At 70.9% G+C, this 23524-nt stretch carries 22 protein-coding genes; 9 read left to right on the forward strand and 13 right to left on the reverse strand.

Going from position 1 to position 23524, the window contains the following annotated elements:
- The first annotated feature begins 143 nt into the window (after positions 1-143).
- Positions 144-1067: a polyphosphate kinase 2 gene (gene ppk2 / locus FHT37_RS05110; protein ID WP_183479248.1), complete on the forward strand. Its 924-nt coding sequence runs from the start codon at positions 144-146 to the stop codon at positions 1065-1067.
- Here ppk2 and FHT37_RS05115 read toward each other — a convergent pair.
- The 3 genes from FHT37_RS05115 to FHT37_RS05125 all read right to left on the reverse strand — a co-directional run bounded on the left by FHT37_RS05115 (position 1061) and on the right by FHT37_RS05125 (position 4056).
- On the reverse strand, positions 1061-1783 hold the full coding sequence (locus FHT37_RS05115; protein WP_183479250.1) for an aspartate/glutamate racemase family protein: 723 nt from the start codon (positions 1781-1783) through the stop codon (positions 1061-1063). The two genes, ppk2 and FHT37_RS05115, sit on opposite strands and share 7 nt — an antisense overlap.
- 96 nt (positions 1784-1879) lie before the next feature.
- Positions 1880-2473 (reverse strand): tetratricopeptide repeat protein, encoded by a 594-nt coding sequence (locus FHT37_RS05120; protein ID WP_091724410.1) that lies wholly within the window; start codon positions 2471-2473, stop codon positions 1880-1882.
- 110 nt (positions 2474-2583) lie between these two features.
- Positions 2584-4056 (reverse strand): HAMP domain-containing sensor histidine kinase, encoded by a 1473-nt coding sequence (locus tag FHT37_RS05125; protein ID WP_221210957.1) that lies wholly within the window; start codon positions 4054-4056, stop codon positions 2584-2586.
- A 129-nt stretch (positions 4057-4185) separates the two neighbouring features.
- On the opposite strand from FHT37_RS05125, the gene FHT37_RS05130 reads away from it, so the two are divergent.
- Positions 4186-5004: a MipA/OmpV family protein gene (locus FHT37_RS05130; protein WP_183479254.1), complete on the forward strand. Its 819-nt coding sequence runs from the start codon at positions 4186-4188 to the stop codon at positions 5002-5004.
- 141 nt (positions 5005-5145) lie between these two features.
- Here FHT37_RS05130 and FHT37_RS05135 read toward each other — a convergent pair whose 3' ends face one another.
- Both FHT37_RS05135 and FHT37_RS05140 read right to left on the reverse strand, forming a co-directional pair.
- Complete coding sequence (locus FHT37_RS05135; RefSeq protein ID WP_183479256.1) at positions 5146-5973, reverse strand: thymidylate synthase; 828 nt, start codon at positions 5971-5973, stop codon at positions 5146-5148.
- Between the two features lie 40 nt (positions 5974-6013).
- Complete coding sequence (locus FHT37_RS05140) at positions 6014-7870, reverse strand: ABC transporter transmembrane domain-containing protein (RefSeq protein WP_183479258.1); 1857 nt, start codon at positions 7868-7870, stop codon at positions 6014-6016.
- Between the two features lie 166 nt (positions 7871-8036).
- Between FHT37_RS05140 and FHT37_RS05145 the strand changes: the two genes are divergently transcribed.
- The 4 genes from FHT37_RS05145 to FHT37_RS05160 all read left to right on the forward strand — a co-directional run bounded on the left by FHT37_RS05145 (position 8037) and on the right by FHT37_RS05160 (position 13085).
- A complete protein-coding gene (locus FHT37_RS05145; protein ID WP_091724414.1) occupies positions 8037-8558 on the forward strand; it encodes a MarR family winged helix-turn-helix transcriptional regulator in 522 nt (173 codons plus the stop codon).
- A gap of 73 nt (positions 8559-8631) precedes the next feature.
- Positions 8632-10101, forward strand: coding sequence for an efflux transporter outer membrane subunit (locus tag FHT37_RS05150; RefSeq protein WP_183479260.1), 1470 nt, complete (start codon positions 8632-8634; stop codon positions 10099-10101).
- 126 nt (positions 10102-10227) lie between these two features.
- Positions 10228-11493: an efflux RND transporter periplasmic adaptor subunit gene (locus FHT37_RS05155; protein WP_091724416.1), complete on the forward strand. Its 1266-nt coding sequence runs from the start codon at positions 10228-10230 to the stop codon at positions 11491-11493.
- The gene (locus tag FHT37_RS05160; protein ID WP_183479262.1) at positions 11490-13085 is read left to right on the forward strand and encodes a DHA2 family efflux MFS transporter permease subunit; all 1596 of its coding nucleotides are present in this window, start codon (positions 11490-11492) and stop codon (positions 13083-13085) included. The genes FHT37_RS05155 and FHT37_RS05160 overlap by 4 nt, the downstream gene beginning before the upstream one ends.
- A 42-nt stretch (positions 13086-13127) precedes the next feature.
- Here the strand turns inward: FHT37_RS05160 and FHT37_RS05165 are convergent, their stop codons facing one another.
- The 5 genes from FHT37_RS05165 to FHT37_RS05185 form a co-directional block, all read right to left on the reverse strand.
- Positions 13128-13541 carry a response regulator transcription factor gene (locus tag FHT37_RS05165; RefSeq protein ID WP_091725252.1) on the reverse strand — a complete coding sequence of 138 codons (414 nt, stop codon included), beginning with the start codon at positions 13539-13541 and terminating at the stop codon, positions 13128-13130.
- 29 nt (positions 13542-13570) lie between these two features.
- Entirely contained in the window at positions 13571-15769 is a 2199-nt protein-coding gene (locus tag FHT37_RS05170; protein ID WP_183479264.1) for an AsmA family protein, read from the reverse strand.
- An 80-nt stretch (positions 15770-15849) separates the two neighbouring features.
- Positions 15850-17328, reverse strand: a complete 1479-nt coding sequence (locus FHT37_RS05175) for a phosphatidylserine/phosphatidylglycerophosphate/cardiolipin synthase family protein (RefSeq protein WP_183479266.1) — start codon at positions 17326-17328, stop codon at positions 15850-15852.
- Positions 17329-17331: 3 nt separating this feature from the next.
- Positions 17332-17868: a bacterioferritin gene (locus tag FHT37_RS05180; protein WP_091724420.1), complete on the reverse strand. Its 537-nt coding sequence runs from the start codon at positions 17866-17868 to the stop codon at positions 17332-17334.
- Between the two features lie 37 nt (positions 17869-17905).
- On the reverse strand, positions 17906-18082 hold the full coding sequence (locus FHT37_RS05185) for a DUF1328 family protein (protein WP_084452206.1): 177 nt from the start codon (positions 18080-18082) through the stop codon (positions 17906-17908).
- Between the two features lie 300 nt (positions 18083-18382).
- Here FHT37_RS05185 and FHT37_RS05190 point away from each other — a divergent pair, with 300 nt between their 5' ends.
- On the forward strand, positions 18383-18907 hold the full coding sequence (locus FHT37_RS05190; RefSeq protein ID WP_183479268.1) for a hypothetical protein: 525 nt from the start codon (positions 18383-18385) through the stop codon (positions 18905-18907).
- A 22-nt stretch (positions 18908-18929) separates the two neighbouring features.
- A complete protein-coding gene (locus tag FHT37_RS05195; protein WP_091724422.1) occupies positions 18930-19133 on the forward strand; it encodes a hypothetical protein in 204 nt (67 codons plus the stop codon).
- Between the two features lie 198 nt (positions 19134-19331).
- Here the strand turns inward: FHT37_RS05195 and FHT37_RS05200 are convergent, their stop codons facing one another.
- Entirely contained in the window at positions 19332-19991 is a 660-nt protein-coding gene (locus tag FHT37_RS05200) for an OmpA family protein (protein ID WP_091725254.1), read from the reverse strand.
- Positions 19992-20320: 329 nt separating this feature from the next.
- On the opposite strand from FHT37_RS05200, the gene FHT37_RS05205 reads away from it, so the two are divergent.
- A complete protein-coding gene (locus tag FHT37_RS05205; protein ID WP_183479270.1) occupies positions 20321-21514 on the forward strand; it encodes an EAL and HDOD domain-containing protein in 1194 nt (397 codons plus the stop codon).
- Positions 21515-21631: 117 nt separating this feature from the next.
- Here FHT37_RS05205 and FHT37_RS05210 read toward each other — a convergent pair whose 3' ends face one another.
- Together FHT37_RS05210 and FHT37_RS05215 are read right to left on the reverse strand one after the other, a co-directional pair.
- Entirely contained in the window at positions 21632-22297 is a 666-nt protein-coding gene (locus FHT37_RS05210) for a response regulator transcription factor (RefSeq protein WP_091724424.1), read from the reverse strand.
- A gap of 54 nt (positions 22298-22351) precedes the next feature.
- Positions 22352-23506, reverse strand: a complete 1155-nt coding sequence (locus tag FHT37_RS05215; protein WP_183479272.1) for an HlyD family type I secretion periplasmic adaptor subunit — start codon at positions 23504-23506, stop codon at positions 22352-22354.
- Between the last annotated feature and the right edge of the window lie 18 nt (positions 23507-23524).

Here is a 23524-nt window from a genome sequence, read left to right on the forward strand (position 1 = left end):
GAAGGTAGGCCTTGCGGCGTCGCGGCGTCGCGGCGTGGAGGCGGTGGAGGCGGAGGCGGAGGCGGGCGCGCTCCGGTCCGTCACGAAGCCGTCACCCGCGCCGCGAATGATGGCCGGTCCCCAGCTCCGACCCTTGCCGCACCATGAGCCCAGCCTCCGATCACGACGCGCTTGTCGAGCGCATCCGCCGCGACCTGCAGGACGGCTACGACGAGGAGCTGGAACTCGAGATCGAGGACCGCCACGTGGACGAGGCGCTGCGCGCGCTCGACGAGGGCGACGGCGACAGCGCGCACGGCGAGCGCATCGCCTACTTCCGGCAGCTGTTCCGGCTGCAGCGCGAGCTGGTGAAGCTGCAGGACTGGGTGCAGCACACCCGCCAGAAGGTGGTGATCCTTTTCGAAGGCCGCGACGCGGCGGGCAAGGGCGGCGCGATCAAGCGCATCACCCAGCGCCTGAATCCGCGCGTGTGCCGCGTCGTCGCGCTGCCGGCGCCCAATGACCGCGAGCGCACGCAGTGGTACTTCCAGCGCTACGTGCCGCACCTGCCGGCGGCGGGGGAGATCGTGCTGTTCGACCGCAGCTGGTACAACCGCGCCGGCGTGGAGCGGGTGATGGGTTTCTGCTCGGAGGCCGACGTCGAGGAGTTCTTCCGCTCGGTGCCCGAGTTCGAGCGCATGCTGGTGCGCTCCGGCATCACGCTGATCAAGTACTGGTTCTCCATCAGCGACGAGGAGCAGCACCTGCGCTTCCTGGGCCGCATCCACGATCCGCTCAAGCAGTGGAAGCTCTCGCCGATGGACCTGGAGTCGCGCCGGCGCTGGGAGGACTACACCCGCGCCAAGGAGGTGATGCTGGAACGCACCCACATCCCCGAGGCGCCCTGGTGGGTGGTGGCCGCGGACGACAAGAAACGCGCGCGGCTCAACTGCATCCAGCACCTGCTGGACCACTTCCCGTACCACGAGGTGGAGCGCGCCGAGGTCCGCCTGCCCGAGCGCGAGCGGCATGACGACTACGCGCGCCAGCCGGTGCCGCCGCAGATGTTCGTGCCCGAGCGCTATTGAGCGACGGCCCGCCGCAGGGCGGCGCGCGCCAGCAGGCGGGTCGAATCGAGCGTGGGCAGCGACGCGTTGGCGTCGCCGATGATCAGCGGGATCTCGGTGCAGCCCAGTACGACGGCGTCGCAGCCACGCTCGCGCAGCGCATCGATCGCGCGCTGGAAGCGCTCGACGGTGCCCGGCTGCACGCGGCCCGGGACCAGCTCGTCCATGATCCGCGCGCCGAGTTCGTCGCGCCACGCGTCGCTGGGCCGGATCGCCTCGATGCCGGCGGCGGCGAGCGCTTCGGGATAGACCTCGCTGCGCACCAGCCACTGCGTGCCCAGCACGCCCACGCGGCGGAAACCGCGCTGGCGCGCCTCGTCCGCGACGACGCGCGCGATGTGCAGCCAGGGCAGCGGCGAGCGCGGCTCGACCAGGTCGAAGGCCTGGTGGATGGTGTTGTCCGGGCAGATGAGCAGCTGCGCGCCGGCGGCCTGCAGACGATGCGCGGAGTCGAGCATCAGCGCCGCGACCGCCTCGCGGTCACCGCGATCCAGCGCCTCGACATAGCGGTGCAGCGAGGGCGTGTGCAGGCTGAGCTCGGGGTGCGCGTGCGGGCCGAGCAGCTCCGCGCCTTCGGCGCAGATCGTGCGGTAACAGAGGGCGGCGCCTTCGGCGGAACAGCCGACGATGCCGATGTGCAGCGGGCCCGCGGCGGGCAATGGGGCGGAAGCGGTCATGCGCGGATGCTAACGGGCGGCCTGCTCGCGCAGGGCGCTGACTGCGGCGCTAGTCCCGCTCCGCGCGCTTGACTCAGCACCGATCTCGCCCCGCCTTCAGCTCAGGCGTTGGTTCGAGCGGTTCTCGTCGACCAGGCGGCGATAGACGCGGAAGTGCGCCGCCGACGCGCGTGGCTCGCCGAGCCGCTCGCACAGCGCGCCGAGGCGGTAATGCGATTCGGCCAGCGCCGGGTTGAGGTCCAGGGCCTGCTCGAACGAGGCGATCGCTTGCGGCAGGCGACCCGCGCTCTCGAGCACGCACCCGGCGAAGTGGTACAGCGCGGCGATGTCGCCACACCAGCCGACCGCCTGGTCGATGAGCTCGAGCGCCTCGTCATGGCGGCCCTGGCGGCTCAGCAGCGTGGTCAGCCGGGCGAAGGACTCGACGTGGCAGGGATCCTGCGCGATGGCCTGGCGGCAGGCCGATTCGAGGGTGGCTTCGTCGGTGTTGTCGGTCAGCACGGCCAGCTCGGCGATCGCGTCCAAGGCCGCGTCGCTGAGGCGCCGCGCGGAGCATTGCCGCTCGACCTCGTCGGCGCGAGGCGCGGCTTGAGACGCCGGGGTGGCGCGATCAAGCGAGGGGTCGAGCGGGCGCTCGAAGGGGCGGCTGAGCAGACGGTCGGCGGCGGTGATCGGCGGGTTGGTGGTCATGGCATCTCTCTGAAACGTTGCCGTGAACGGTACCCAGGCTTCGCACGCGTCTCTGCCGGAGAGGAGTGCGCGCGCGTGTAGGACAAGCGGAAGTTCCGAGCGCGCCGGGCTCAGCGCGGTCCGCGCGCTTCCCGGGGCATTGGCAGCGCGACCCGCACCAGCAGCCCGCCGCCCCGCGCGTCGTGCAGCGCGATGCGCCCGCCCAGGCCCTCCACCACCGCGCGGGCGATCGACAGTCCCAGGCCGCTGCCGGGCTCGCGCTGCGCGGGGTCCCGGAAGAAGCGGTCGAACACCCGCACGCGCAACGCGGCCGGGATGCCCGGACCCTCGTCGGCCACGGTGAGGAGCGCCTCGCCGGCCGCCTGCCGGAGCGCGACGCGCACCGTACCGCCCGCCGGTCCGTACTTGACGGCGTTCTCGACCAGGTTGTCGACCAGCGACTCCAGCGCGCCGCGCTGGCCCTCGACGCACAGGTCGGGCGCCGCGGTCAGCTCCAGCTCGACCGAGCGCGCCGACGCCAGCGGCGACAGGGCCGCCAGCCGGTCCTGCAGCAGGCGGTCGAGGCGGATGCGCTCGCGCCGCTCCGCGCCGGGCGCCTCGCTGCGCATCAACCGGAGCAACTGGTTGACCATGCGCGACGCGCGATGGCCGCTGCTCAGCACGCCGGCCATCAGCTGGCGCTCCCGCTCGTCGCGCGCATCGGCGCGCAGCGCCTCGACGTTGACCAGCATCGCCGCCAGGGGCGTGCGCAGCTCGTGCGCCGCGTCGGCCACGAAGACGCGCTCGCGCTCGCTGCTGTCGGAGACGCGTCGCATCCAGCCGTTGATCGCCTCCACCATCACCGCCAGTTCGCGATGGCCCTCGCGATAGGCGAGCGGGGTCAGGTCCTGCGGGCCGCGCCGGGCCATCTCGCGCGCCACCGCGCTCCAGGGACGCATCGCCAGGCGGATCGACAGCCAGGCCGGCACCACGAGGATGGGCAGGCTGATCAGCAGGGGCAGCAGGTAGAAGCCCTTGGAGTAGATCGTGATGAAGACGTTCCACCCCTGGTTGCGCGCGAACATGGTCGTGCGCGTCCCCGAGGGCGCCTGCATGGTCTTGGCGACGTAGGCGACGCCGCCCAGGCGCAGCGGGAACTGGCGGTCCAGCGGCCCTTCGGGGACGAAGTCGGGCGCCTTCGGACTGCGGTACACGATGCGCCCGTGCTGCTGGACGACGAAGCCCGGCAGCGGGTCGTTGATCGCGTCGTAGTCCTCGACGATCGCCTCGTGGGCGCGGTCGAGCACGCGCTGGCGGCGGTCGGGATCGTCGGCCAGCTCGTCGGCGATCGCATTGATAGTCTCGTAGAGCTTGCGGGTGTCGAGCAGCGGCCGGGCGCCCTGGCTCAGCAGGTAGCCCGCGCCCGCCGACCACAGCAGCGTCAGCAGCAGCATCTGCGCGATCAGCAGCCGCCGCACCAGGCTGGGTTGGGTGAGGGCGCGCGTGAAGTCGCGCACGCGTGAGGCCCCGATGAGCTGCATCTTCATGCCGGCCATTGGACCAGCACCGCGACCCGGCACGCGCTGCGCCGCGCGGCGCTTCATGCTTTCTTCATGCGTGGAAAAGGTCGGCTTCATGGACCGCTTTGACACTGCCGACGCGTTCCAGGCCCCGTCTGGCGCTCCAGTGCTCGGGCGGCGGTGTTCTTTCCCATGATCGACATGACCACATCCATGAAGTGTTTCCCCCTCACCCCCATCACCACCGCCCTCCTGCTGCTGCCGCTGTGCGCCGCGGCCCAGGCGCAGACCGGACCCGCATCGGCGTCCGCATCCGCGCCGACGTCCACCATCGTCGTCCAGGGTGGCGTGGCCGTCGCCACGCGCTATGCCGGTTCGGACGAGCACCTCGTCGCGCCGTTGCTGGGGGTGGAGTACGCGCATGCCAGCGGCTTCTTCCTGAGCACGCAGCGTGGCCTGGGTTATGCGGGATCGACCGGCGGCCTGAGCTACAGCGCGGCGCTGGGCTACCGCGGCAAGCGCGAAGAGAAGGAGACCAAGGGACTGGGCGGCAGCAGCGGCAGCAAGTACCTGCGCGGCATGGGCGAGGTGAAGGGCAGCGCCACGGCGCACCTGACGCTGGGCTATGCGGTGACTGATTGGCTCGAACTGCAGATCGCCACCGAGCAGCCGATCACGGCGCGGACCAACGGCGCGCTCTACAGCTTCGGCGCGGCGGCCACGGTGCTGTCGGGCGGCAGGAACACGGTGGTGCTGTCGGTGTCGGCCAACGCGGCGGACAAGAAGTACATGCAGACCTATCACGGCGTGACCGCCGCGCAGTCGGCGCGCTCGGGTTATGCGGTGTTCACGCCCAAGGCCGGCGCCCACATGGCCGAAGGCGGCGTGAGCTGGCAGCACAAGCTCTCATCGGACTGGAGCATCACCGGCATGGTCGGCGCGCAGCGCCTCCTCGGCGACGCGCGCAAGAGCCCCCTGACGCGCCGCGCGACCTCGCCGGTGGGGGCGGTGTATGTGAGCTACTCGTATTGATGAGCAATGGCCCGGCGATCGCCGGGCGCCCGCTTGCCATGCGAATCGGTTGTCGATCCGCATGGCGTCCATTCCCCACGCCCTGAGTTCGCGCTTGATCGCGAGTTCGCCGACCGCATCACCAGGAACGCGCCCTGGGTGTCACACCGCCACCGGCGCCTTGATCGCCGCGTGGTGCTGGTAGTCGCGCAGCTCGAAGTCGTCGAACTCGTAATCGAAGATCGAGGCCGGCTGGCGCTTGATGTGCATCGTCGGGTAGGGGAGGGGCGCGCGCTCCAGCTGCGTCCGCACCTGCTCGAAGTGATTCGCGTAGATGTGGCAGTCGCCGCCGGTCCAGATGAAATCGCCCAGGCCCAGCCCGCATTGCTGCGCCAGTATCTGCGTCAGCAGCGCGTAGCTGGCGATGTTGAAGGGCACCCCCAGGAAGATGTCGGCGCTGCGCTGGTACAGCTGGCAGGACAGCCTGCCGTCGGCCACGTAGAACTGGAAGAAGGCGTGGCACGGCATCAGCGCCATCTGGTCCAGCTCCGCCACGTTCCAGGCCGAGACGATGATCCGGCGCGAATCCGGGTTGGTCTTGAGCTGCTTCACCACCTCGGCGATCTGGTCCACATGGCCGCCGCCCGCCTTGGGCCAGCTGCGCCACTGCACGCCGTAGACCGGCCCGAGGTCCCCGTCCTCGCGCGCCCACTCGTCCCAGATCGTGCAGCCGCGCTCCTGCAACCACTTGACGTTGGAGTCGCCGCGCAGGAACCACAGCAGCTCCAGGATGATCGACTTCAGGTGCACCTTCTTCGTCGTCACGAGCGGGAACCCCTCGTTCAGGTCGAAGCGCATCTGATGCCCGAAGACGCTGCGCGTGCCCGTGCCCGTGCGGTCGCCCTTGGCGACGCCGTGCTCGTACACGTGGCGCATGAAGTCTTCGTACTGGCTGCGCACCGGGCGTGCGGCGGTGGTGTCTGCGGTCATGGGGCGCGATTCTAGAGAAGCCGGGGAGCCCCGCCGGGCGTCAGGCATTGAACTGCAGCGCCGCCAGGCGCGCATACAGCCCGCCACGCGCCACCAGCTCGGCATGCGTGCCTTGCTCGGCGATGCGGCCGTGGTCCATCACCACGATGCGGTCGGCGCGCTGCACCGTCGCCAGCCGGTGCGCGATCACCAGCGTCGTGCGGTCGCGCATCGCCTCGTCCAGCGCCTGCTGGACCAGTCGCTCGCTTTCGGCGTCCAGCGCGCTGGTGGCTTCGTCGAGCAGCAGCAGCGGCGCGTCCTGCAGCATCGCCCGCGCGATCGCGATGCGCTGGCGCTGGCCGCCGGACAGGCGCACGCCGCGCTCGCCGAGGAAGCTGTCGTAGCCCTGGGGCAACTGGCGGATGAACTCGTCGGCATGCGCGGCCCGCGCCGCGGCGATGACCGCCTCGCGGCTCGCGTCCGGACGGCCATAGCGGATGTTGTCCAGCGCGCTGGCCGAGAAGATCACGCTCTGCTGCGGGACCAGCGCCATGCGCGAGCGCAAGTCCGCCAGCCGCAGCCGGTCCACCGGCACGCCGTCCAGCAGCAAAGCCCCCGACTGGACGTCGAAGAAGCGCTGCAGCAGCTGCAGCACGGTGCTCTTGCCGGCACCGCTGGGGCCGACCAGCGCGACGGTCTCGCCGGGTTCGATGCGCAGGCTGAAGTCGTCCAGCGCGGCGCGGTCCGGCCGCGACGGGTAGTGGAAACGCACCTGCTCGAAGGCGACGCGCGCCGGGCCGGTCGACGCGGGCAGCGCCACCGGCGCGGCCGGATCCGCCACCGGCGACTGCGCGGCGAGCAGCTCCATCAGCCGCTCCGTCGCGCCCGCGGCGCGCAGCAGGTCGCCCCAGACCTCGGCCAGCACCGCCACCGACGACACCAGCAGGATCACGTAGACCACCGTCTGCCCGAGGTGCCCCGCGCTGATCCGGCCGGCCATCACCGCCTGCGTGCCCTGGTACAGGCCCCACAGCAGCGCGCCGAAGGTGGCGGTGATGATGAAGGCGACCAGGAAGGAGCGCACCCGGGTGCGCTTGCGGGCGGTGTCGAAGGCGGCCTCGCTGGCGGCATCGAACCGGGCCGCCTCCCGCGTCTCCTGCGCGTGCGACTGCACGACGGTGATCGCGTTGAGCATCTCCGCCGCGATCGCGCTGGTGTCGGCGACGCGGTCCTGGCTCGCCCGCGACAGGCGGCGCACGCGTCGCCCGAAGAACATCGCCGGGGCCACCACCAGCACCAGGATGCCCAGCACCTGCGTCATCACCCACGGGTTGCTGGCGATCAGCAGCGCCACCGCGCCCACGCCCATGATCAGGTTGCGCAGCCCCATCGACAGGCTGGAGCCGACGATGCTCTGGATCACCGTGGTGTCGGTGGTGATGCGGCTGATGACCTCGCCGGTCTGGGTGGTCTCGAAGAATTCGGGGCTCTGCCGCAGCACATGGCTGTAGACGGCGGTGCGCAGGTCCGCGCTGACGCGTTCGCCCAGCCAGCTCACCGCATAGAAGCGCAGCGCCGAGAACACGCCCAGCGCCGCGCCGGTGGCGAACAGCCAGAGGAAGTGTTCCCGCAGCGCCATCAGCCGCTCGCCCGGGTCGGCGGCGACCAGGCCCTGGTCGATCAGCTGGCGCAGCGCGATCGGGAAGACCAGCGTCGCCGCCGCCGCCATCACCAGGAAGACGATCGCCGCGGCGATCCGCCCCCGGTACGGCCGCAGGAAGGGCCACAGCGCCGGCGCCATCGCCCGCAAGGGGGGCGGGCTGCGCACGGCGTTTGCCTGAGCCTCAGCCGAAGGGCCGGTGCCGGGGGGCGAAGCGGGGGTGGTCGAGGCGCCCGGGCGCGTCGAGGAGGGAGACATGGCGGACATCGGATCAGTTTAGGGGGCCGGTGTGGCGGAAAAGTCCCCACCCGCAGAAAGCCCATCCCAGGCAGTGATTGGCGAGGCAATCATTGCCTAAGCAATAATTGTCATCAAGTCTTTCCGCATCCTGCCTCCCGGAAAGCCGAAGTCAGAAAGCCCAGCCATGAGCCCCAACTTGCCGCCTCCCGCCGATTTCTACAGCGCCGACAGCTTCACCTCCGAGCCCAGCCTGGGCTGGCTGCTGCGCCAGATCAAGCAGTCGATGGTGCTGCAGGCCGACAAGATGCTGGGCCAGCACGACCTGACCCACGCCCAGTGGGCGCCGATGCTGCGCCTGCGCTTCAACGGCCCGATGTCCAGCGCGGCGCTCGCGCGTGAACTGGCGATGGACGGCGGCGCGATGACCCGCCTGCTGGACCGGCTCGAGGCGAAGAACCTGGTGCGCCGCGAGCGCTCGGTCGAGGACCGGCGCGTGGTGATGGTGTCGCTGACCGAGGTCGGCGTGAGCGCGATGGCGGCCGCGCCGGGCGTGCTGTCCAAGGTGTTCAACGATCACCTGGCCGGCTTCACCGACCACGAGTTCCGCACGCTGATCGGCCTGCTGCAGCGCGTCGTCGCCAACGGCCATGCGATCCGCGACGCGGGCCTGAGCTCCGAGACCTCGATCCTGGACAAGGACGATTGACCCGCACCTGTCGATGACGATCTCCCGCTGCTCTCTCCCCCTTCACAAGAACAACAGTCCCGAGGAACCCCCGATGACCTCCCGATCCCTTCATCGCACGACGCTGGCGCTGGCCATGGGCGCGGCGCTGCTGATGGTGCTCGCCGCCTGCGCGCCCATCCCCAAGCTGGCCGAGCCGGGCCGGCCGATCGACGGCGACGAGGCCGTCGCGCGCCTGGGCCTCGAGGCCGGCCCGGCCGAGGCGCTCGACGCGCAATGGTGGAAGGCCTTCCGCGATCCGCAGCTGGACGCGCTGGTCGACCAGGCGATCGCGAACTCGCCGACGCTGGCGCTGGCACGGGCCCGCATCGCCCGCGCCGCGGCGCTGACCGAGAACGCCGAGGCGGCCCGGCGGCCGGCGGCGGAACTCGAGGCCGACGCGACGCGCCAGCGCTTCAGCGAGCACGGCATCTACCCGCCGCCGCTGGCGGGCAGCGTGCAGACGCTGGCCAACATCCAGGCCGGCCTGAGCTACGAATTCGACTTCTTCGGCAAGCACGATGCCGCGCTGCAGGCGGCGCTGGGCCAGCAGCGCGCCGCCGAGGCCGACGCGGCCGCCGCGCGGCTGAGCGTGTCCAACGCCGTCGCCAAGGCCTACGTCGCGCTGGCCCGCAGCCAGGCGCAAGGCCGCCTGCTGGAGCAGCAGAAGGCCTTGCGCGACCAGAGCCTGGACCTGGTGCGCCAGCGCAGCGCCGCCGGGCTGGACAACGGCCAGGACCTGCGCGTGGCCGAAGCGCCGCTGCCCGACATCCAGCGCCAGCAGGTCGTGCTGCGCGAGCAGCAGGCGCTGTTGCGTCACCAGATCGCCGCGTTGACGGGGCAGGGGCCGACGGCCACCGCGTCGCTGGATGCGGCGCTGCCGGCCGCGCTCGACTGGCGCCAGGCGCCGCATCTGGATCTGCTGGGCCGCCGCCCGGACCTGGCCGCCGCGCGCGCCCGGGTCGAGGCCACCGCCCAGGACATCCGCGTCGCACGCGCGCAGTTCTATCCGAGCGTCAGCCTCACGGCCTTCGTCGGCCTGAACTCGATCGGGCTGGACGATCTCTTCAAGAGCGGCAGCCGCCAGTACGGCGCCGGCCCGGCGCTGCACCTGCCGCTGTTCGACAGCGGCCGGCTGCGCGCCAACCTGCGCGGCAGCGCTGCCGAGCAGGACGCCGCCATCGCCAGCTACAACGCCGCCGTGCTGGACGCGGTGCGCGACGCCAGCGACCAGGTCACGACGCTGGATTCCCTGCGCCTGCAGGGCGCGCAGCAGGACGCGCTGGTGGCCAACGCCGACAGCCAGGCCGCGCTGGCCGAGCAACGCCATCGCGCCGGCCTGACCGGTCGCCTGGCGCTGCTGACCGCGCAGCAGAACCAGCTGCTGCAGCAGCGCGGCCGCATCGACCTGCAGGCGCTGACCGTCGACGCGCAGATCAACCTGATGCGCGCGCTGGGCGGCGGTTACAGCGAACCCCGCCGCGCCGAGGCGCCCGCGCCGACCGCGCCGGCCGGGCGCGGCTGACGCCCGTCCCGCCAGGACGCTTCCGCAGGCAGCAACCGAACCCGCATCCGGACGCCGGCAGCCCGTGCCGCCAGCCTTCCTCCGACTTCCGCGCCCTTCGCGCAACGACATTCCGCAGAGCACACCATGAGCGCAACGCCCCCGAACAACACGCAAGCTCCCGCCAAGAACGGCGCCCGCAAGAAGGGCCTGACCGTCATCGCCGCCGCCGTCATCGTCGCCGGCCTGGTCTATGGCGGTTATGAATGGATCGTCGGCCGCCGCTACGAGACGACCGACAACGCCTACGTGCAGGCCAACGTCGTGCAGATCACGCCGCTGGTGGGCGGCACCGTCCGCGCCGTCTATGCCGACGACACCGACTTCGTGAAGGCCGGCCAGAAGCTGGTCAGCCTGGACCCGGTCGATGCCCGCGTCGCGCTGGAGCAGGCGCAGGCGCAACTGGCCCAGACGGTCCGCGAGGTCCGCACCCTGTATGCCAACAACAGCGGCCTGGAAGCGCAGGTCAAGGTGCGCGAGGCCGACCTCAAGCGCGTCGCTTCCGACATGGAGCGCCTGCAGGCCGACGTCGCCCGCCGCCAGCCGCTGATCGCCACCGGCGCGGTCGGCAAGGAAGAGCTGGAGCACGCCCAGTCGCAACTGACCGCCGCCCGCGCGCAGGCCGCCGCCGCGCAATCGGCGCTGCAGGCCGCGAAGGACCAGCTGGCCTCCAACCAGGTGCTGACGGACGGCGTCAAGGTCGAGGACCATCCCAACGTGCTGCGCGCCGCGGCCCGCCTGCGCGAGAGCTACCTGGCGCTGCAGCGCGCCGAGCTGATCGCGCCGGTGGACGGCTGGGTCGCGCGCCGCTCGGTGCAGCTGGGCCAGCGCGTGGCCGCCGGCGCGCCGCTGATGGCGGTGGTCGGCCTGCAGCAGGTCTGGGTTGACGCCAACTTCAAGGAAAGCCAGCTGGCCAAGCTGCGCATCGGCCAGAAGGCGACGCTGGAGGCGGACGTCTACGGCAAGAAGACCGAGTACCACGGCACGGTCCAGGGCCTGGGCGCCGGCACGGGCGCGGCCTTCGCGCTGCTGCCGGCGCAGAACGCCACCGGCAACTGGATCAAGGTGGTGCAGCGCGTGCCGGTGCGCATCGCGCTGGATCCGAAGGAAGTGCAGGAGCACCCGCTGCGCGTGGGCCTGTCGATGGACGTGCAGGTCGACGTCCGTGAGCAGGGCGGCCAGATGCTGGCCGCCGCGACCGGCGCCAGCGCGCCGCGCCTGCAGACGACGATCTTCGACGCGCAGGAGAAGGCCGCCGACGAGCAGGTGAACCGCATCATCGCGGCCAACCTCGGCAAGGCGGCCGCCGCCAGGACCTCGACCTCGGCCTCGACCACCACGCGCGTGCAATGAGCAATTCCACTTCCATGGATGCGGCACCGGCGCCCGTGCCGTCCGCCGCACCGGCCGCGCCGCCGCCGCTGACCGGCACGGCCCTGGTGCTGGGCACGATCTCGCTGTCGCTGGCGACCTTCATGAATGTGCTGGACTCGTCCATCGCGAACGTGTCGCTGCCGGCCATCGCGGGCGATCTGGGCGTGAGCCCGGTGCAGGGCACCTGGGTGATCACGAGCTTCGGCGTGGCCAACGCGATCTCGGTGCCGCTGACCGGCTGGCTGACCCAGCGCTTCGGCGCGGTGCGGCTGTTCACGATGAGCGTGCTGCTGTTCGTGCTGGCGTCCTGGCTGTGCGGCTTCGCCCATTCGCTGGAGATGCTGGTGGCGGCGCGGGTGTTCCAGGGGCTGGTGGCCGGGCCGATGATCCCGCTGTCGCAGACGCTGCTGCTGGCGAGTTATCCCAAGCACAAGGCGGGCACGGCGCTGGCGCTGTGGGGGATGACGACGCTGGTGGCGCCGGTGGTGGGGCCGCTGCTGGGCGGCTGGATCACCGACAACGTCACCTGGCCGTGGATCTTCTACATCAACGTCCCGGTCGGCCTGTTCGCGGCCGGCCTGACCTGGAGCATCTACCGGACGCGCGAGACGCCGGTGAAGAAGCTGCCGATCGACACCATCGGGCTGGCCCTGCTGGTGCTGTGGGTCGGCTCGCTGCAGGTGATGCTCGACAAGGGCAAGGAGCTCGACTGGTTCGCGTCGAACCAGATCGTCGCGCTGGCCGTGATCGCGGTCGTGGGTCTGGCGGTGTTCATCGTCTGGGAGCTGACCGACGACCATCCGGTGGTGGACCTGCGGCTCTTCGCGCGGCGCAACTTCCTGTTCGGCGCCTCGGTGCTGTCGATCGCCTACGGCCTGTTCTTCGGCAACGTCGTGCTGCTGCCGCTGTGGCTGCAGCAGCACATGGGCTACACCGCCACGGCCGCGGGCTTCGCGCTGGCGCCGGTGGGCGTGCTGGCGATCCTGCTGTCGCCGGTGGTGGGGCGCAAGGTGTCGACGTGGGACCCGCGCGCGATGGCGAGCTTCGCGTTCGTCGTGTTCGCGATCGTGCTGTTCATGCGCTCCAAGTTCACGACCGACACCGACCTGGCCGCCATCATGGTGCCCACCATCCTGCAAGGCGGGGCGCTGGCCTTCTTCTTCATCCCGCTGACGACGCTGACGCTGTCAGGTATCACGCCGGAGCGGATCGCCGCGGCGGCGGGCCTGTCCAACTTCGTCCGGATCACGGCGGGGGCGATGGGGACGTCGATCTCCACGACCCTGTGGGAGAACCGCGCGACGCTGCATCACCATCACCTGGCGGAGCGCCTGGCGCTGGGCGACGTGCCGGAGACGCAGGCGATCGAGACCTTGCAGCGCCAGGGCTTCAGCCATGACCAGGCGCTGGCCTACCTGAACCGGCTGGTCGACCAGCAGGCCTTCACCCGGGCGGCGGACGACATCTTCCTGGCCTCGGCGATCCTGTTCCTGGTGCTGATCGCCTTCGTCTGGCTGACCAAGCGCCCGCCGAAGATGGGCGCGCCGGTGGACGCGGGCGGGGCGCACTGAGCGCCAGCGGCCTCACGCCCACCAGCGAACTTCAGTGGCGGTTCACGCCTTCGACGACGCCAGGTCCAGGCAGTAGGCGATGAGCTCGTCGAGCTCGCTGGACTTGTCGAAGACCCGGTCGGCGCCGAGCTGCTCGCAGCGCTGGCGCATGTCGACGGTGGCGTAGTTGGTCAGCACGATCAGCTTGGCCTCGGGCTGCAGCAGCCGGGCCTTGGGCAACAGCGACATGCCCGAGCCGCGCTTGAGGAACAGGTCGATGATCAGCAGGTCGCAAGGGACCGCCTCGTCATGCAGCCAGCGCAGCGCGGCGGCCTCGTCCTCGGCCTGGCCGACGACGGCCAGGTCCAGCATCTCCTGCAGCGTCGCCACGAGGTTCTCGCGGATGAGCGGGCTGTCCTCGACCAGGAAACAGTTCAGCGTGCCGGGCGTCGGATCGATGACGGGAACGGTGGACATGGGCGTGGGCAGATGGGAGGCGCCCATTATCACGATCCCGGCCTCCGCTTCGACACGGGCGCCAGCCGGGCGTTGCATTCGGACAGCGCGCGCAGGCTTTCATCGTCTGGATCCTCGCCCAGGTCGATCAGCGGCACGATCGCCGCCAGCGGCGCCACGGCCACGCCCAGCACCGCCGCCGGCACCAGCTTGCGCAGCAGCGGGGCCTTCTGCAGGCTGAGTCGCGGATCGCCCAATGTCCCCTGGATGTTCAAGGGCGTGCGCAGCGTCAGCGGGCTGCGGTCTTTCGGATCGACCTTGGCGACCAGGTTCAGCCGCTCGGTGGCCAGCGACATGTCGCCGTCGACCAGCACCACCGAATCCTTGGTGTCCACCACCATCGGTCGCGGCGTCACCATCCCGTCCTTGACCCGCAGATCGGCGACGCCGCAGTTCACCTGCAGGGCGTCGTCACCGCGCACCAGCAGGCCCAGGCCCTGCGCGATGTCGATACCGGCAGCCTCGACGATCAAGTGCGACACCGTGCCATCGGTCCAGTACAGCACCATGCGGCCGTCGGCGCTGGCCAGCAGCTCCGCCGTCGAGCGCCCGACGCCATCCAGCGCGATGCGTCCGCCCATCACGCCGGTCACCCAGCGCTGTCCGTTCTTGCGCTCCAGGTTCAGCCACTGCTCCAGATGCACGCCGCTGACGCGCAACCGCGCCTGCCACCGGGCCTTGGGCTCGCGGCCGTCCAGGCGCATCAGGCCGGCGACCTGGCCACGCGCCACGCGGGCGTCGATGTCGCGCAGCTCCAGCACGCCGTCCTTCAGCACGATGCGGGCGTTCAGCGGCTCGGCCGCCTGCAGCAGGGCCGAGCCGGACTCGAAGCGCGCGAGCTTCACGTTCACGTTGGCGTTCATCGCACGCAGCGAGGGCAGGTCGAACTGCTTGTCCGGCAGCACGCGCGACGCGGCCTTTTTCGCCCGCGGGGCGCCCGGCTCGGCCGGCACGCCGACGGCCGGGCCCAGGTCGGCCAGCCAGAGCTCGCGGCCGCGCAGCTCGCCGGTCAGCGTCGGCACGGCGTTCTCGGGCTTGTCGTACTGGAATTCACCGCTGAGCTGGCTCTTGCCGATCGTGGCCTGCCGCACCGCGGTGGTCCAGCGCGTGCCCTCGCGGGTAAGCCGCCCGCGCATCGAGAAGGCCGGTGTGGTCGGCAGCGTGACGCCCAGCGGCTCGCCGACCGCGGCCAGCGACGGGCCGCTGAGGGTGTAGTCGCCCGCCAGCCCCTGGCTGACGAGCAGGTCGCGCACCTCGCCGTCGAAACTCAGCCGCGCCTGCCCGATGTTGCCGCGCAGCGTGACCGGCACGGCCGGCGCGTTCGGGTCGGAGGAGAGCCAGGGCAGCGCCGAGCCGGTCTGCAGCGAGGCCTTGATCGGCAGGTCGCGGAAGTGGCCCTCGGCATGGGCCGTCACCCCATAGCGGCCGCCTTCCCCGGGGCCCGGCTCGCCAGCGGGCGCGGACGCTCCCTTGGGCTTGCCCGCGACGCGCTCGCCGAAGTCGACCGCCAGGCGCGTGCCCGACGCCGCGGCGCTGGCCGCGCGGGCGGCCACGCCGGGTGGCGAGTCCGGCGACGCGCGTCGGGCGGTCGCGCCCGAGGCCCCGGCGCCTGCGGCGCTGGCGGCCTGCTCCGCCGTCGTCCAGGTCTCGCGCAGCGCGAAGCGTGCGAGCAGCGAGAGCCGCTGGATCTTGTCGTCCACCAGCGCCGTGCCCTGGCGGACCTCCAGCAGGTCGAAGCGGATGCCGTCGACGCGGGGGCGTTTTCGCACCTGGGTGTCGCTCGGCGGTTGATCGCCGAACTGCCAGCTGGCGCGGCCTTCGACATCGCGTTCCAGCCGCAGCGCCAGCTCGCCGGCCCGCAACGCCTTCACGCGCAAGGCCTGGCCCTCGTGGCGCAGGGCGAGCAGGTCGCTGTAGCGCAGCGTGAGGGCGGCATCCTGCGCCTGCAGCGTGGGGCCGCCGAGCGTGCTCCAGCTCGGACCGGCGACGGTGACGCTGTGCGCCCGCAGCCGCAGGTGCCCGATCAGCCGCAGTTGCCAGTCCTGGCCCTCGACGCCGTCGAAGCGCACCTGGCGGTCCAGCTTCTGGCTCAGCCATTGCTCCGCCGGACGGCGCAGGAAGGGCCAGCCCAGCCATTCGCAGACGCCGATGGCCACCAGCAGCATTGCCAGCAGCGTGAGCAGGCCCATCGCCCACCCGTGCCGGTGCCGATGTCGTCGAGGGGCCGGTCCCGGCGGCATGCCGCCCGGTTCGCCCGCGGGCGCGTCCTTCACCACCATTGTTCAAACATCCTCGAGAAGAATTCCTTGCCGCGCTGCCAGACGCCGCGGTCCTGCCAGCGTCGCAGGTCGATGGCCTGCGATGCGGCGCGGTCGCGCTCGAACATGCGGGTCATCGCGTCGCCGAAGTCCTCGCCCAGCACGACGGCGTTGACCTCGTTGTTGTAGACGAAGCTGCGCCAGTCCATGTTGCTGGAGCCGACGGTGGAGACGACGCCGTCGATCACCGCGGTCTTGGCGTGCAGCACCGCCTCCTGCAATTCATGGATGCGGACGCCGGACTTCAGCAGGCGCTCGTAATGGCTGCGGCCGGCGTGCATGACCGGCGAGAAGTCGCTGCGCGAGGGCAGGATCAGCTGCACGTCGACGCCGCGGCCGGCGGCCTGGCACAGCGCGTCGACCATGTCCTGGCCGGGCGCGAAGTAGGCCATCGTCAGGTACACGCTGCGCTGCGCCGCGCGGATGCTGCCCAGCAGCAGCGTGTAGATGCGGTTCTCGGTGTCCTGCGGCGTCGACGGGATCACCCGCATCAACTGGCGGCCGGGCGGCGGACCGGCCGGCGGCTCGATCGCGGTGACCGTGCCCTGGCATTGCTGCTGCGCCCAGACCTCGCGGAACATCGTGTGCAGCGCCCGCGTCGCCGGGCCGCGCACCTGGATCATGGTGTCGCGCCAGCCCTTGTCGCCGTCCTTGCCACCGTCCTTGTCGCCCTGGCCCTCGGCGCCGCTGGCAGCCGCCGCCGGCCGGGGCGACCGCGACGAGCCCCGGCTGCCGAAGCCGCCCGAGCCGGAGGAGTAGACCGCGCTGATGTTGATGCCGCCGGTGAAGCCGGTCTCGCCGTCGACGACCAGGATCTTGCGGTGATCGCGGTGGGTGATCTTGTGATACCGGGCGCGCTTGAGCGGGTTGACCGGGTTGAAGGCGCAGACGGCGATGCCGCCCTGGCGCATGCGGTCGAAGTAGGCGTCCTGCGTGCCCATCGAGCCGATGGCGTCGTACATCAGCGCGACCTCGACGCCCTGCGCCCGGCGCTGCAGCAGGAGGTCGGCCAGGCGCTGCGCGACGTCGGCGTCCTCGATGATGTAGCTCTCCAGCACGATCTGCCGGCGCGCCTGGCCGATGGCCGCGAACATCGCGGCGAAGGTGGCCGGCCCGTCGACCAGCAGCGACGCTTCATTGCCCGCGTAGAGGTCGACATCGCCGAACGAGGACATGGCGGCGATCTGTCGCTTGAGCAGCTCGGCCTTGCCCTGGGCGGCGGCCGCGCGCAGCGCCTGCTCGCGGCTGGCCTGGTTCATCGGACCGCGCGGCCCGACGACGTCCACCTGCGCGGCGACCCGCGTCAGCGCGGGCGCCGACGCCGGCGGTTCGGGGACGCGGCCGTTGACCGGCGGACGCGGCGTGCCGCAGGCGACGAGGCCGAAGCTCGCGCCGAGCACCAGCAGCAGGGCCGCGACGCGCCGGCGCATCGCTCAATCCCTCAGCAGGTCGGCCAGGTCGTCGGCGTGCTCCTCCTCCTCGGCGAGCACTTCCTCGAGGATGCGGCGCGTCGTCGGGTCCTTGTCGCCGATCAGCTGGATCATCTGCCGATAGGCCTCGACGGCGATGCGCTCGGCCACCAGGTTGGAGCGCAGCATGGCCTTGAGGTCCTTGCTCTCGTCGTACTCGGCGTGGCTGCGGCTCGTCAGCGAGTCCGGCTTGAAGTCGGGATCGCCGCCCAGCTGCACGATGCGCTCGGCGAGGCGGTCGGCATGCACGGCTTCCTGCGTCGCATGCTCGAGGAACTCCTCGGCGATGCGGGGCGAGTTCAGGCCGTGCGCAGTGAAGTAGTGGCGCTTGTAGCGCAGCACGCAGACCAGCTCGGTGGCCAGCGCGTCGTTGAGCAGGCGGATCACGTCGTCGCGCCACGGGCCGTAGCTGGGCGTGACCGGGCCTTCGTCCAGGTGCTGGCGAGCGCGTTGCAAGGCCTGCTCGTCCAGCTGCAGGTGCTTGTGTTCAGGGGCGTTCATGGGCGGGCTCCTCTGGATGCGGAAAACGGGGGGAGGGTCACTTTCGCAGCGCGTTCACGCCGGTGATGCCAAGCACCAGCAGCACCAGGAAGATGACCAGGAAGATCCCGAACAGGATCTTGGCGATGCCGGCGGCGCCGGCGGCGATGCCGGTGAAGCCGAGCACGCCCGCCACCAGCGAGATCACGGCGAAGATCAAGGCCCACTTCAACATGACGAATCCTTTCAGGTGATCGGCCGCGGCGCGGCGCTTGCAGGGCATGTTGGCGCCGCGCGGCGCGAGCGGGGATCAGCAGGGTCCACGTCCGGATGTAGGACATCACGCCGCAGCGCGCGCCCGGCAGGGCCCCCCCTCGAAGGTGCCCCGGCGGCGTCGGCGTTGCGCTGCCGGACTCGTCCTACACACGGCACCGGCGCGGTACGACAGACGCGGCCCGCCCATCGGCCTAGCCTTGCTTCATCCTCCCTTCCCGACGTCCGACTCCGTGGCGCCCCGCGCCGGAAAGGATCCAAGATGATCAAGCTCAACAAGTCCCTCTCGTCGCCGTCCACCGCCGCGCTGGTGACCGCTGGCGCGGTGCTGTCGGCCGTGATGATGGTGGCCGCGCCGGCCTTCGCCGCCGGCAGTTCCTCCAAGTCGGAGATCCAGCGCACCTATGAGAAGGAGCGCGCGGACTGCCTGGCCGGCAAGACCGGCCAGAGCCAGGCGACCTGTCTCAAGGAGGCCGGCGCCGCCCGTCAGGAGGCGATGCGCGGCAACCTGCGCACCGCCAGCACGCAGGAGCTGGCCAACAACGCGATGCTGCGCTGCCAGCGCGTCGCCGAGGCCGACCGCGAGGACTGCCGGATGATGGTCATGGGCCAGGGCACCCGCGATGGCAGCGTGCAGAGCGGCGGCATCCTGACGCGCATTGAACGCCTGGTGCAGGAGAACCCGACCGCCGCCGGTACGCCGCCGGCGCCGCCCAGCGCGCCGATGCGTCCGGGGCCCGACGTGCCGCCGCCGCGCCAGCCCAAGGCCAGCGCGCCGGCGCGCTGATCGATCGCCGAGGAGCGACACCATGCTGATGAAACGACTCGTCCCCCTGGCCCTGTCCAGCCTGGCCGGCTACGCGCTGTGGCAATGGCAGGCGCGGCGCACCGAGCAGCGCCTGAAGACCTCGCACGGGAAACCCGAGGAAATGACCACCTGGGAGGGCGAGGGCGGCGCCTTGCATCGCACCGGCCCGCACATGGGACCCGAGCCCACCAAGCCGGCGCACTGACGCGCCCCGCGTCGCTCGCACCGGGCCGCGGAGCATTCCAACGGGCTCGATGCGAAAAGGCCTGCCACCCCTGTGCCGGGGTGGCAGGCCATTCTTCGTTGCTGGCGTCGTGGAGGGCGCCGCCGGGGCGCCGTCATGAGGCCCCCGTCATGATGACCATCAGCAGGCGCGCCCGGCCGACACCGGGCGCGCCGCCGTTCAGCCGCCGGAGCCTTGCTGCGGCTCGCGCAGGAAGATCTCGACGCGGCGGTTCTTCGCGCGGTTCTCGGCGGTGTCGTTCGACACCATCGGCTCACGCGAGCCCCGGCCGGCGACCTCGATCCGGTCGGCCCGCACGCCGCGGTCGGCCAGGTAGCCGCGCACGCTCTCGGCCCGGCGCAGCGACAGCGGATCGTTGATGGCGTCGCTGCCGGTGTTGTCAGTGTGGCCGACGACGCGCACCACCGTCGGAGACGGGTTGCTGTTGAGCCCGTTGGCGAAGGCGTCCAGCACCGGGCGCAGGCGCGGCTCCAGCGTCGCGCTGTTGGTCGCGAACGAGATGTCGCTCGGGACGTCGAGCTTGAGCTGGTTGTCGGCGGTCCGGGTCACCTCGACGCCGGTGCCTTGCGTGGCCTGCTCCATGGCGCGGCGCTTGTCCTCCATGTGGCGCGACCAGACGTTGCCGGCCACCGCGCCCACGGCGCCACCGATCAGCGCGCCGGTGCCGGCCTTGCCGCCGGTGGCCGAGCTGATCACCGCGCCGGTGACCGCGCCGATCGCGGCGCCGCCGGCGGTGCCGCGCTGGCGCTCATCCATGTTGGCGCAGCCTGCCAGGACGGCTGCCGCGAGGGCGGCCACGGCCAGACGAGGGTGTCGCATCTGCATGTCGTTTCTCCTTGTGATCCGGATAAGAAAACCCAACGGCCGCGGAGCCGATCCCACCGATCCGCGCGGATGTCGCCCGCGCGGCGGTGGTCCGTCCGTGGCCGGCGGATGAGTTGCGCGCGCGCCGCGCCGGAGTTCCAGCGGGCGCGCGGCCGACGGTGATCGCCAGGGGCAAGCGCGGCGCCCGCGCAATGCCTTGATCCCAGTCAGCGCAACCCACCTATAACTGCTAGGCGGTGGTCAGGGATGACAGGTGTTTGCTATTTGGTGTCGAGTGGGCGATTCCTAGCATGAAGCCTTGTTCTTCCACTCCGCGGAAAGTCATGTCCCGCCCCTCCGACACCGGCCGCATCCCCGTCAGCGATGCGTCATCGACTTCGCCGCCCGTCCCGTCGCGCGAACGCTCCAACTCCCACGTTCCCCACGTTCCCCACGTCCGCTACGCCAGCCAGCCGATCATCGATCGCACGGGCCGCGTCGTCGCGACCGAGTTGCTGTTCCGCTGGAATGGCGATGACGGCCCGGTCGGCCCGGAACTCGGTGCCCACGCGACCGCCGCCGTGCTGTCCAACGCGCTGATCGACGGCGCGCTCCTGACCAGCGCGACCGCCGCGGAGCATCCGCTGGGGGACCTGCTGGTCAACATGGACGGTCGCACGCTGATGGGCCCCATCGCCGAGGCGATGACGCCCGACGTCGGCGTCATCGAGCTGCTGGAGACGGTCGAGGTGGACACGGCCCTGATGCAGCGCATCGAGGACCTTCATGGCCGGGGCTACCGTTTCGCGCTGGACGACATCGTCAGCCTGGACGATCCCCGATGGGCGCTGGCCCCATGGGCCCAGTTCGCCAAGATCGACATGCTGGGCCTCGCGCCGCTGGCGTTGCGATCCTTGATCCGCCATGCCCATCAGCTTGGCCTGGCGGTCATCGCGGAGAAGGTCGACAACGATGAAGCCCACCAGCGCGCGCTGCGTGCCGGTGCCGACTTCTTCCAGGGTTATGGCATCGCGCGCCCCGCGACGGTCGCCGTGCCGGCATTGCCGGAGACCGATGCACGGGTGGTCGCCCAGCTTCTGCAGTTGGCCGCCTCGGGCGCCTGCGCCGCGACGCTGGCCATGGTCGCGGGCCTGCATCCCTCGCTGGTCGCGCGGCTGCTGCGCGTGCAGGAGATCCATGCCGCGCAGAGCGTGGCCACCTCCGAGTCGCTGGCGGAACTGCTGGCCTCGCTGCCTCGCCCCGTCCTGGTCGCGTGGTTGTCGGTGTTCGGCCTTGCCGCCATCCACGGCCGGGAGCATCAGCTCAGCGCCCTCCTGCGCGAGGAGCTCGCGCAGGGCCAGCGGCGCCTGAAGGAGCAGGGGCGGGTGAGATCGCCGACCGACGCCGACCGGGCCTCGTTCTACATGTGCCGGCAGCTGCTGCGCATGCGCCTGCGGCAAGGTGGACGCAACGGAGCGTCGGCCGCAGCGAAGCCCGTCGTGCGGCGCGCCGGCCCGCTGGAGGCGCCTCGCCTGTGAGCGCCGCGGCCGTCGATGCGGCCTCGCGCCGCATTCGACACTGCATTCCGACACCGCATGAAAAAGCCGCCCTCGGGCGGCTTTTTCGCGGGAGTGCGGCGACCGGCCGCAGCCGCCTCAGTCGTCGATCAGGCCATGCATGCGGGCGACGCTCGTCGCCATGGCGCGGGAGTTCACATTCAGCTTGCGATAGATCGAGCGCAGATGCTGGTTCACCGTGAAGCGCGAGATCGACAGGCGGTTGCCGATGTCCACGATGGGCAGGCCTTCGATCAGCAGGTTCAGCACGCTCCATTCGCGTTGGCCCAGGCCCAGCTCCTTGAGCTTCTGGACGCGGTCGACCTTGGGCTTCACGCCGGTCTCCAGGCTTTCCAGCTTGTCCAGCACCAGGCGCGACACCGCCGGGCTCAGCGGCGCGTGGCCGTTGTGGGTGGCGATGATCTTGTCGATCAGGCTGGGCTGGATCTCTTCCTTCAGCAGGTATCCGGAAGCCCCCGAGCGCAGGCTGCGCATCACGTGCTTGGCGTCGCCGAAGGTGCTGATCACCAGGCTTCGCGCGTCGGGGCACTTCTCGGCGATCAGCTTGATCAGGTCGATGCCGTCCACGTCGGGCAGGCCCAGGTCGACCAGGTAGATGTCGGCGCGGTTGGCCAGGATCGCGGAGACCGATTCGCCGCGGTTGCGGCCGATGCCCACGATCTGGCAGGCGCTGCTGGCGGACACGACGTCGATCAGGCGTTGAAGAACCGTCGCGTCGTCTTCGATGATGGTGACAGTGATCATGTGTGAATCCCCTGATGGTTCGGTTTGTTGTGGAATCGAGGAGTGGGTCGTGCCTCAGCGCTCGCCGAGGGACTCCGACATCGTCTTCTTGACGGGCTTGAGCAGGTAGTCCAGCACCGTATGGCGGCCGGTGATGACCTCCACGGTGGCCGTCATGCCGGGTTGCATCACGACGCGCTCGGCCTTCGCGCCCTTGAAGCGCTTGCCGCTGACGCGGATGTGGGTCCGGTAATACGGCTGCTCGCCTTGCGGCGTGCGCTCCGTCAGCGCGTCGGGGCTGACGTAGGTCACGACGCCGTCGAGGGCGCCGTAGATGCTGTAGTCGAAGGCGTCGAGCTTGATCGTCGCCGGCATGCCGGGACGGACGAAGCCGATGTCGGCCGCGCGCAGCCGGGCTTCGATGATCAGGTCGTCGCCGGTGGGCAGCAACTGCATGATTTCGTCGCCGGAGCGCAGCACCGCACCCACCGTGGTCAGCGTGATCAGGTTGACGACGCCGTCCACCGGGGCACGCAGCGCCGTGTGCTCGAGGTTGCCGCGGCGGTCGTTCAGCATCTGCTGCACGCTGGCGAGCTCTTCCTCGGTCTTGGCCAGTTCGGCCTGCGCGTCCTGCAGGAAGCGGTTGCGGCGAGTGGTGACCTGGCCGGCCGCCTCGTTCGCGGCGCGCTGCAGGCGCAGGAACTCGGCGGCGCTGATGTCGCCGGCCTTGAACAGCGGTTCGTTCAGCTCGACTTCCCGCCGGGCAAGGTCGGCGGACTTGGACAGCACCGCCAGCTCTTCCTGGAGCGCGGTCTGGCGGCGTTCATACAAGCGGCGCTGCAGGTCGTTGAAGGCCCCGGCGCCGGCGGGGCGGTAGGGGGTGCCGAGCGTCTCGGCACGCAGTCGCGCCAGCGAGGCTTGCAAGGCCGCGGCCTTCTCGCTCGAATCCGCCAACGCGGCGCTGGCCTTGGTGTTGTCCAGCTGGACCAGCAGGTCGCCCTTGCGCACGGCCTCTCCCTCATGCACGAACAGACGTTCCACCACGCCTCCGTCGGGCGCCTGGATGACTTGTGTGCGGGAGGATGCCATGACCTTGCCGCCGGCGCGAGTCACCTGTTCGATCTCGGCCTGGGAGGCCCACCACAGGCCGGCTCCGAGGGCCGCCACGGTGGCGATGACGGTCCAGCGGACCCGGGTCTGGCCGTCGTGCGGCGCATTTGTGTGTTTCATGAGGATCTCCGGAAGACG

It is taken from the genome of Mitsuaria sp. BK037, from assembly GCF_014193045.1.
Classification (GTDB): domain Bacteria; phylum Pseudomonadota; class Gammaproteobacteria; order Burkholderiales; family Burkholderiaceae_C; genus Roseateles.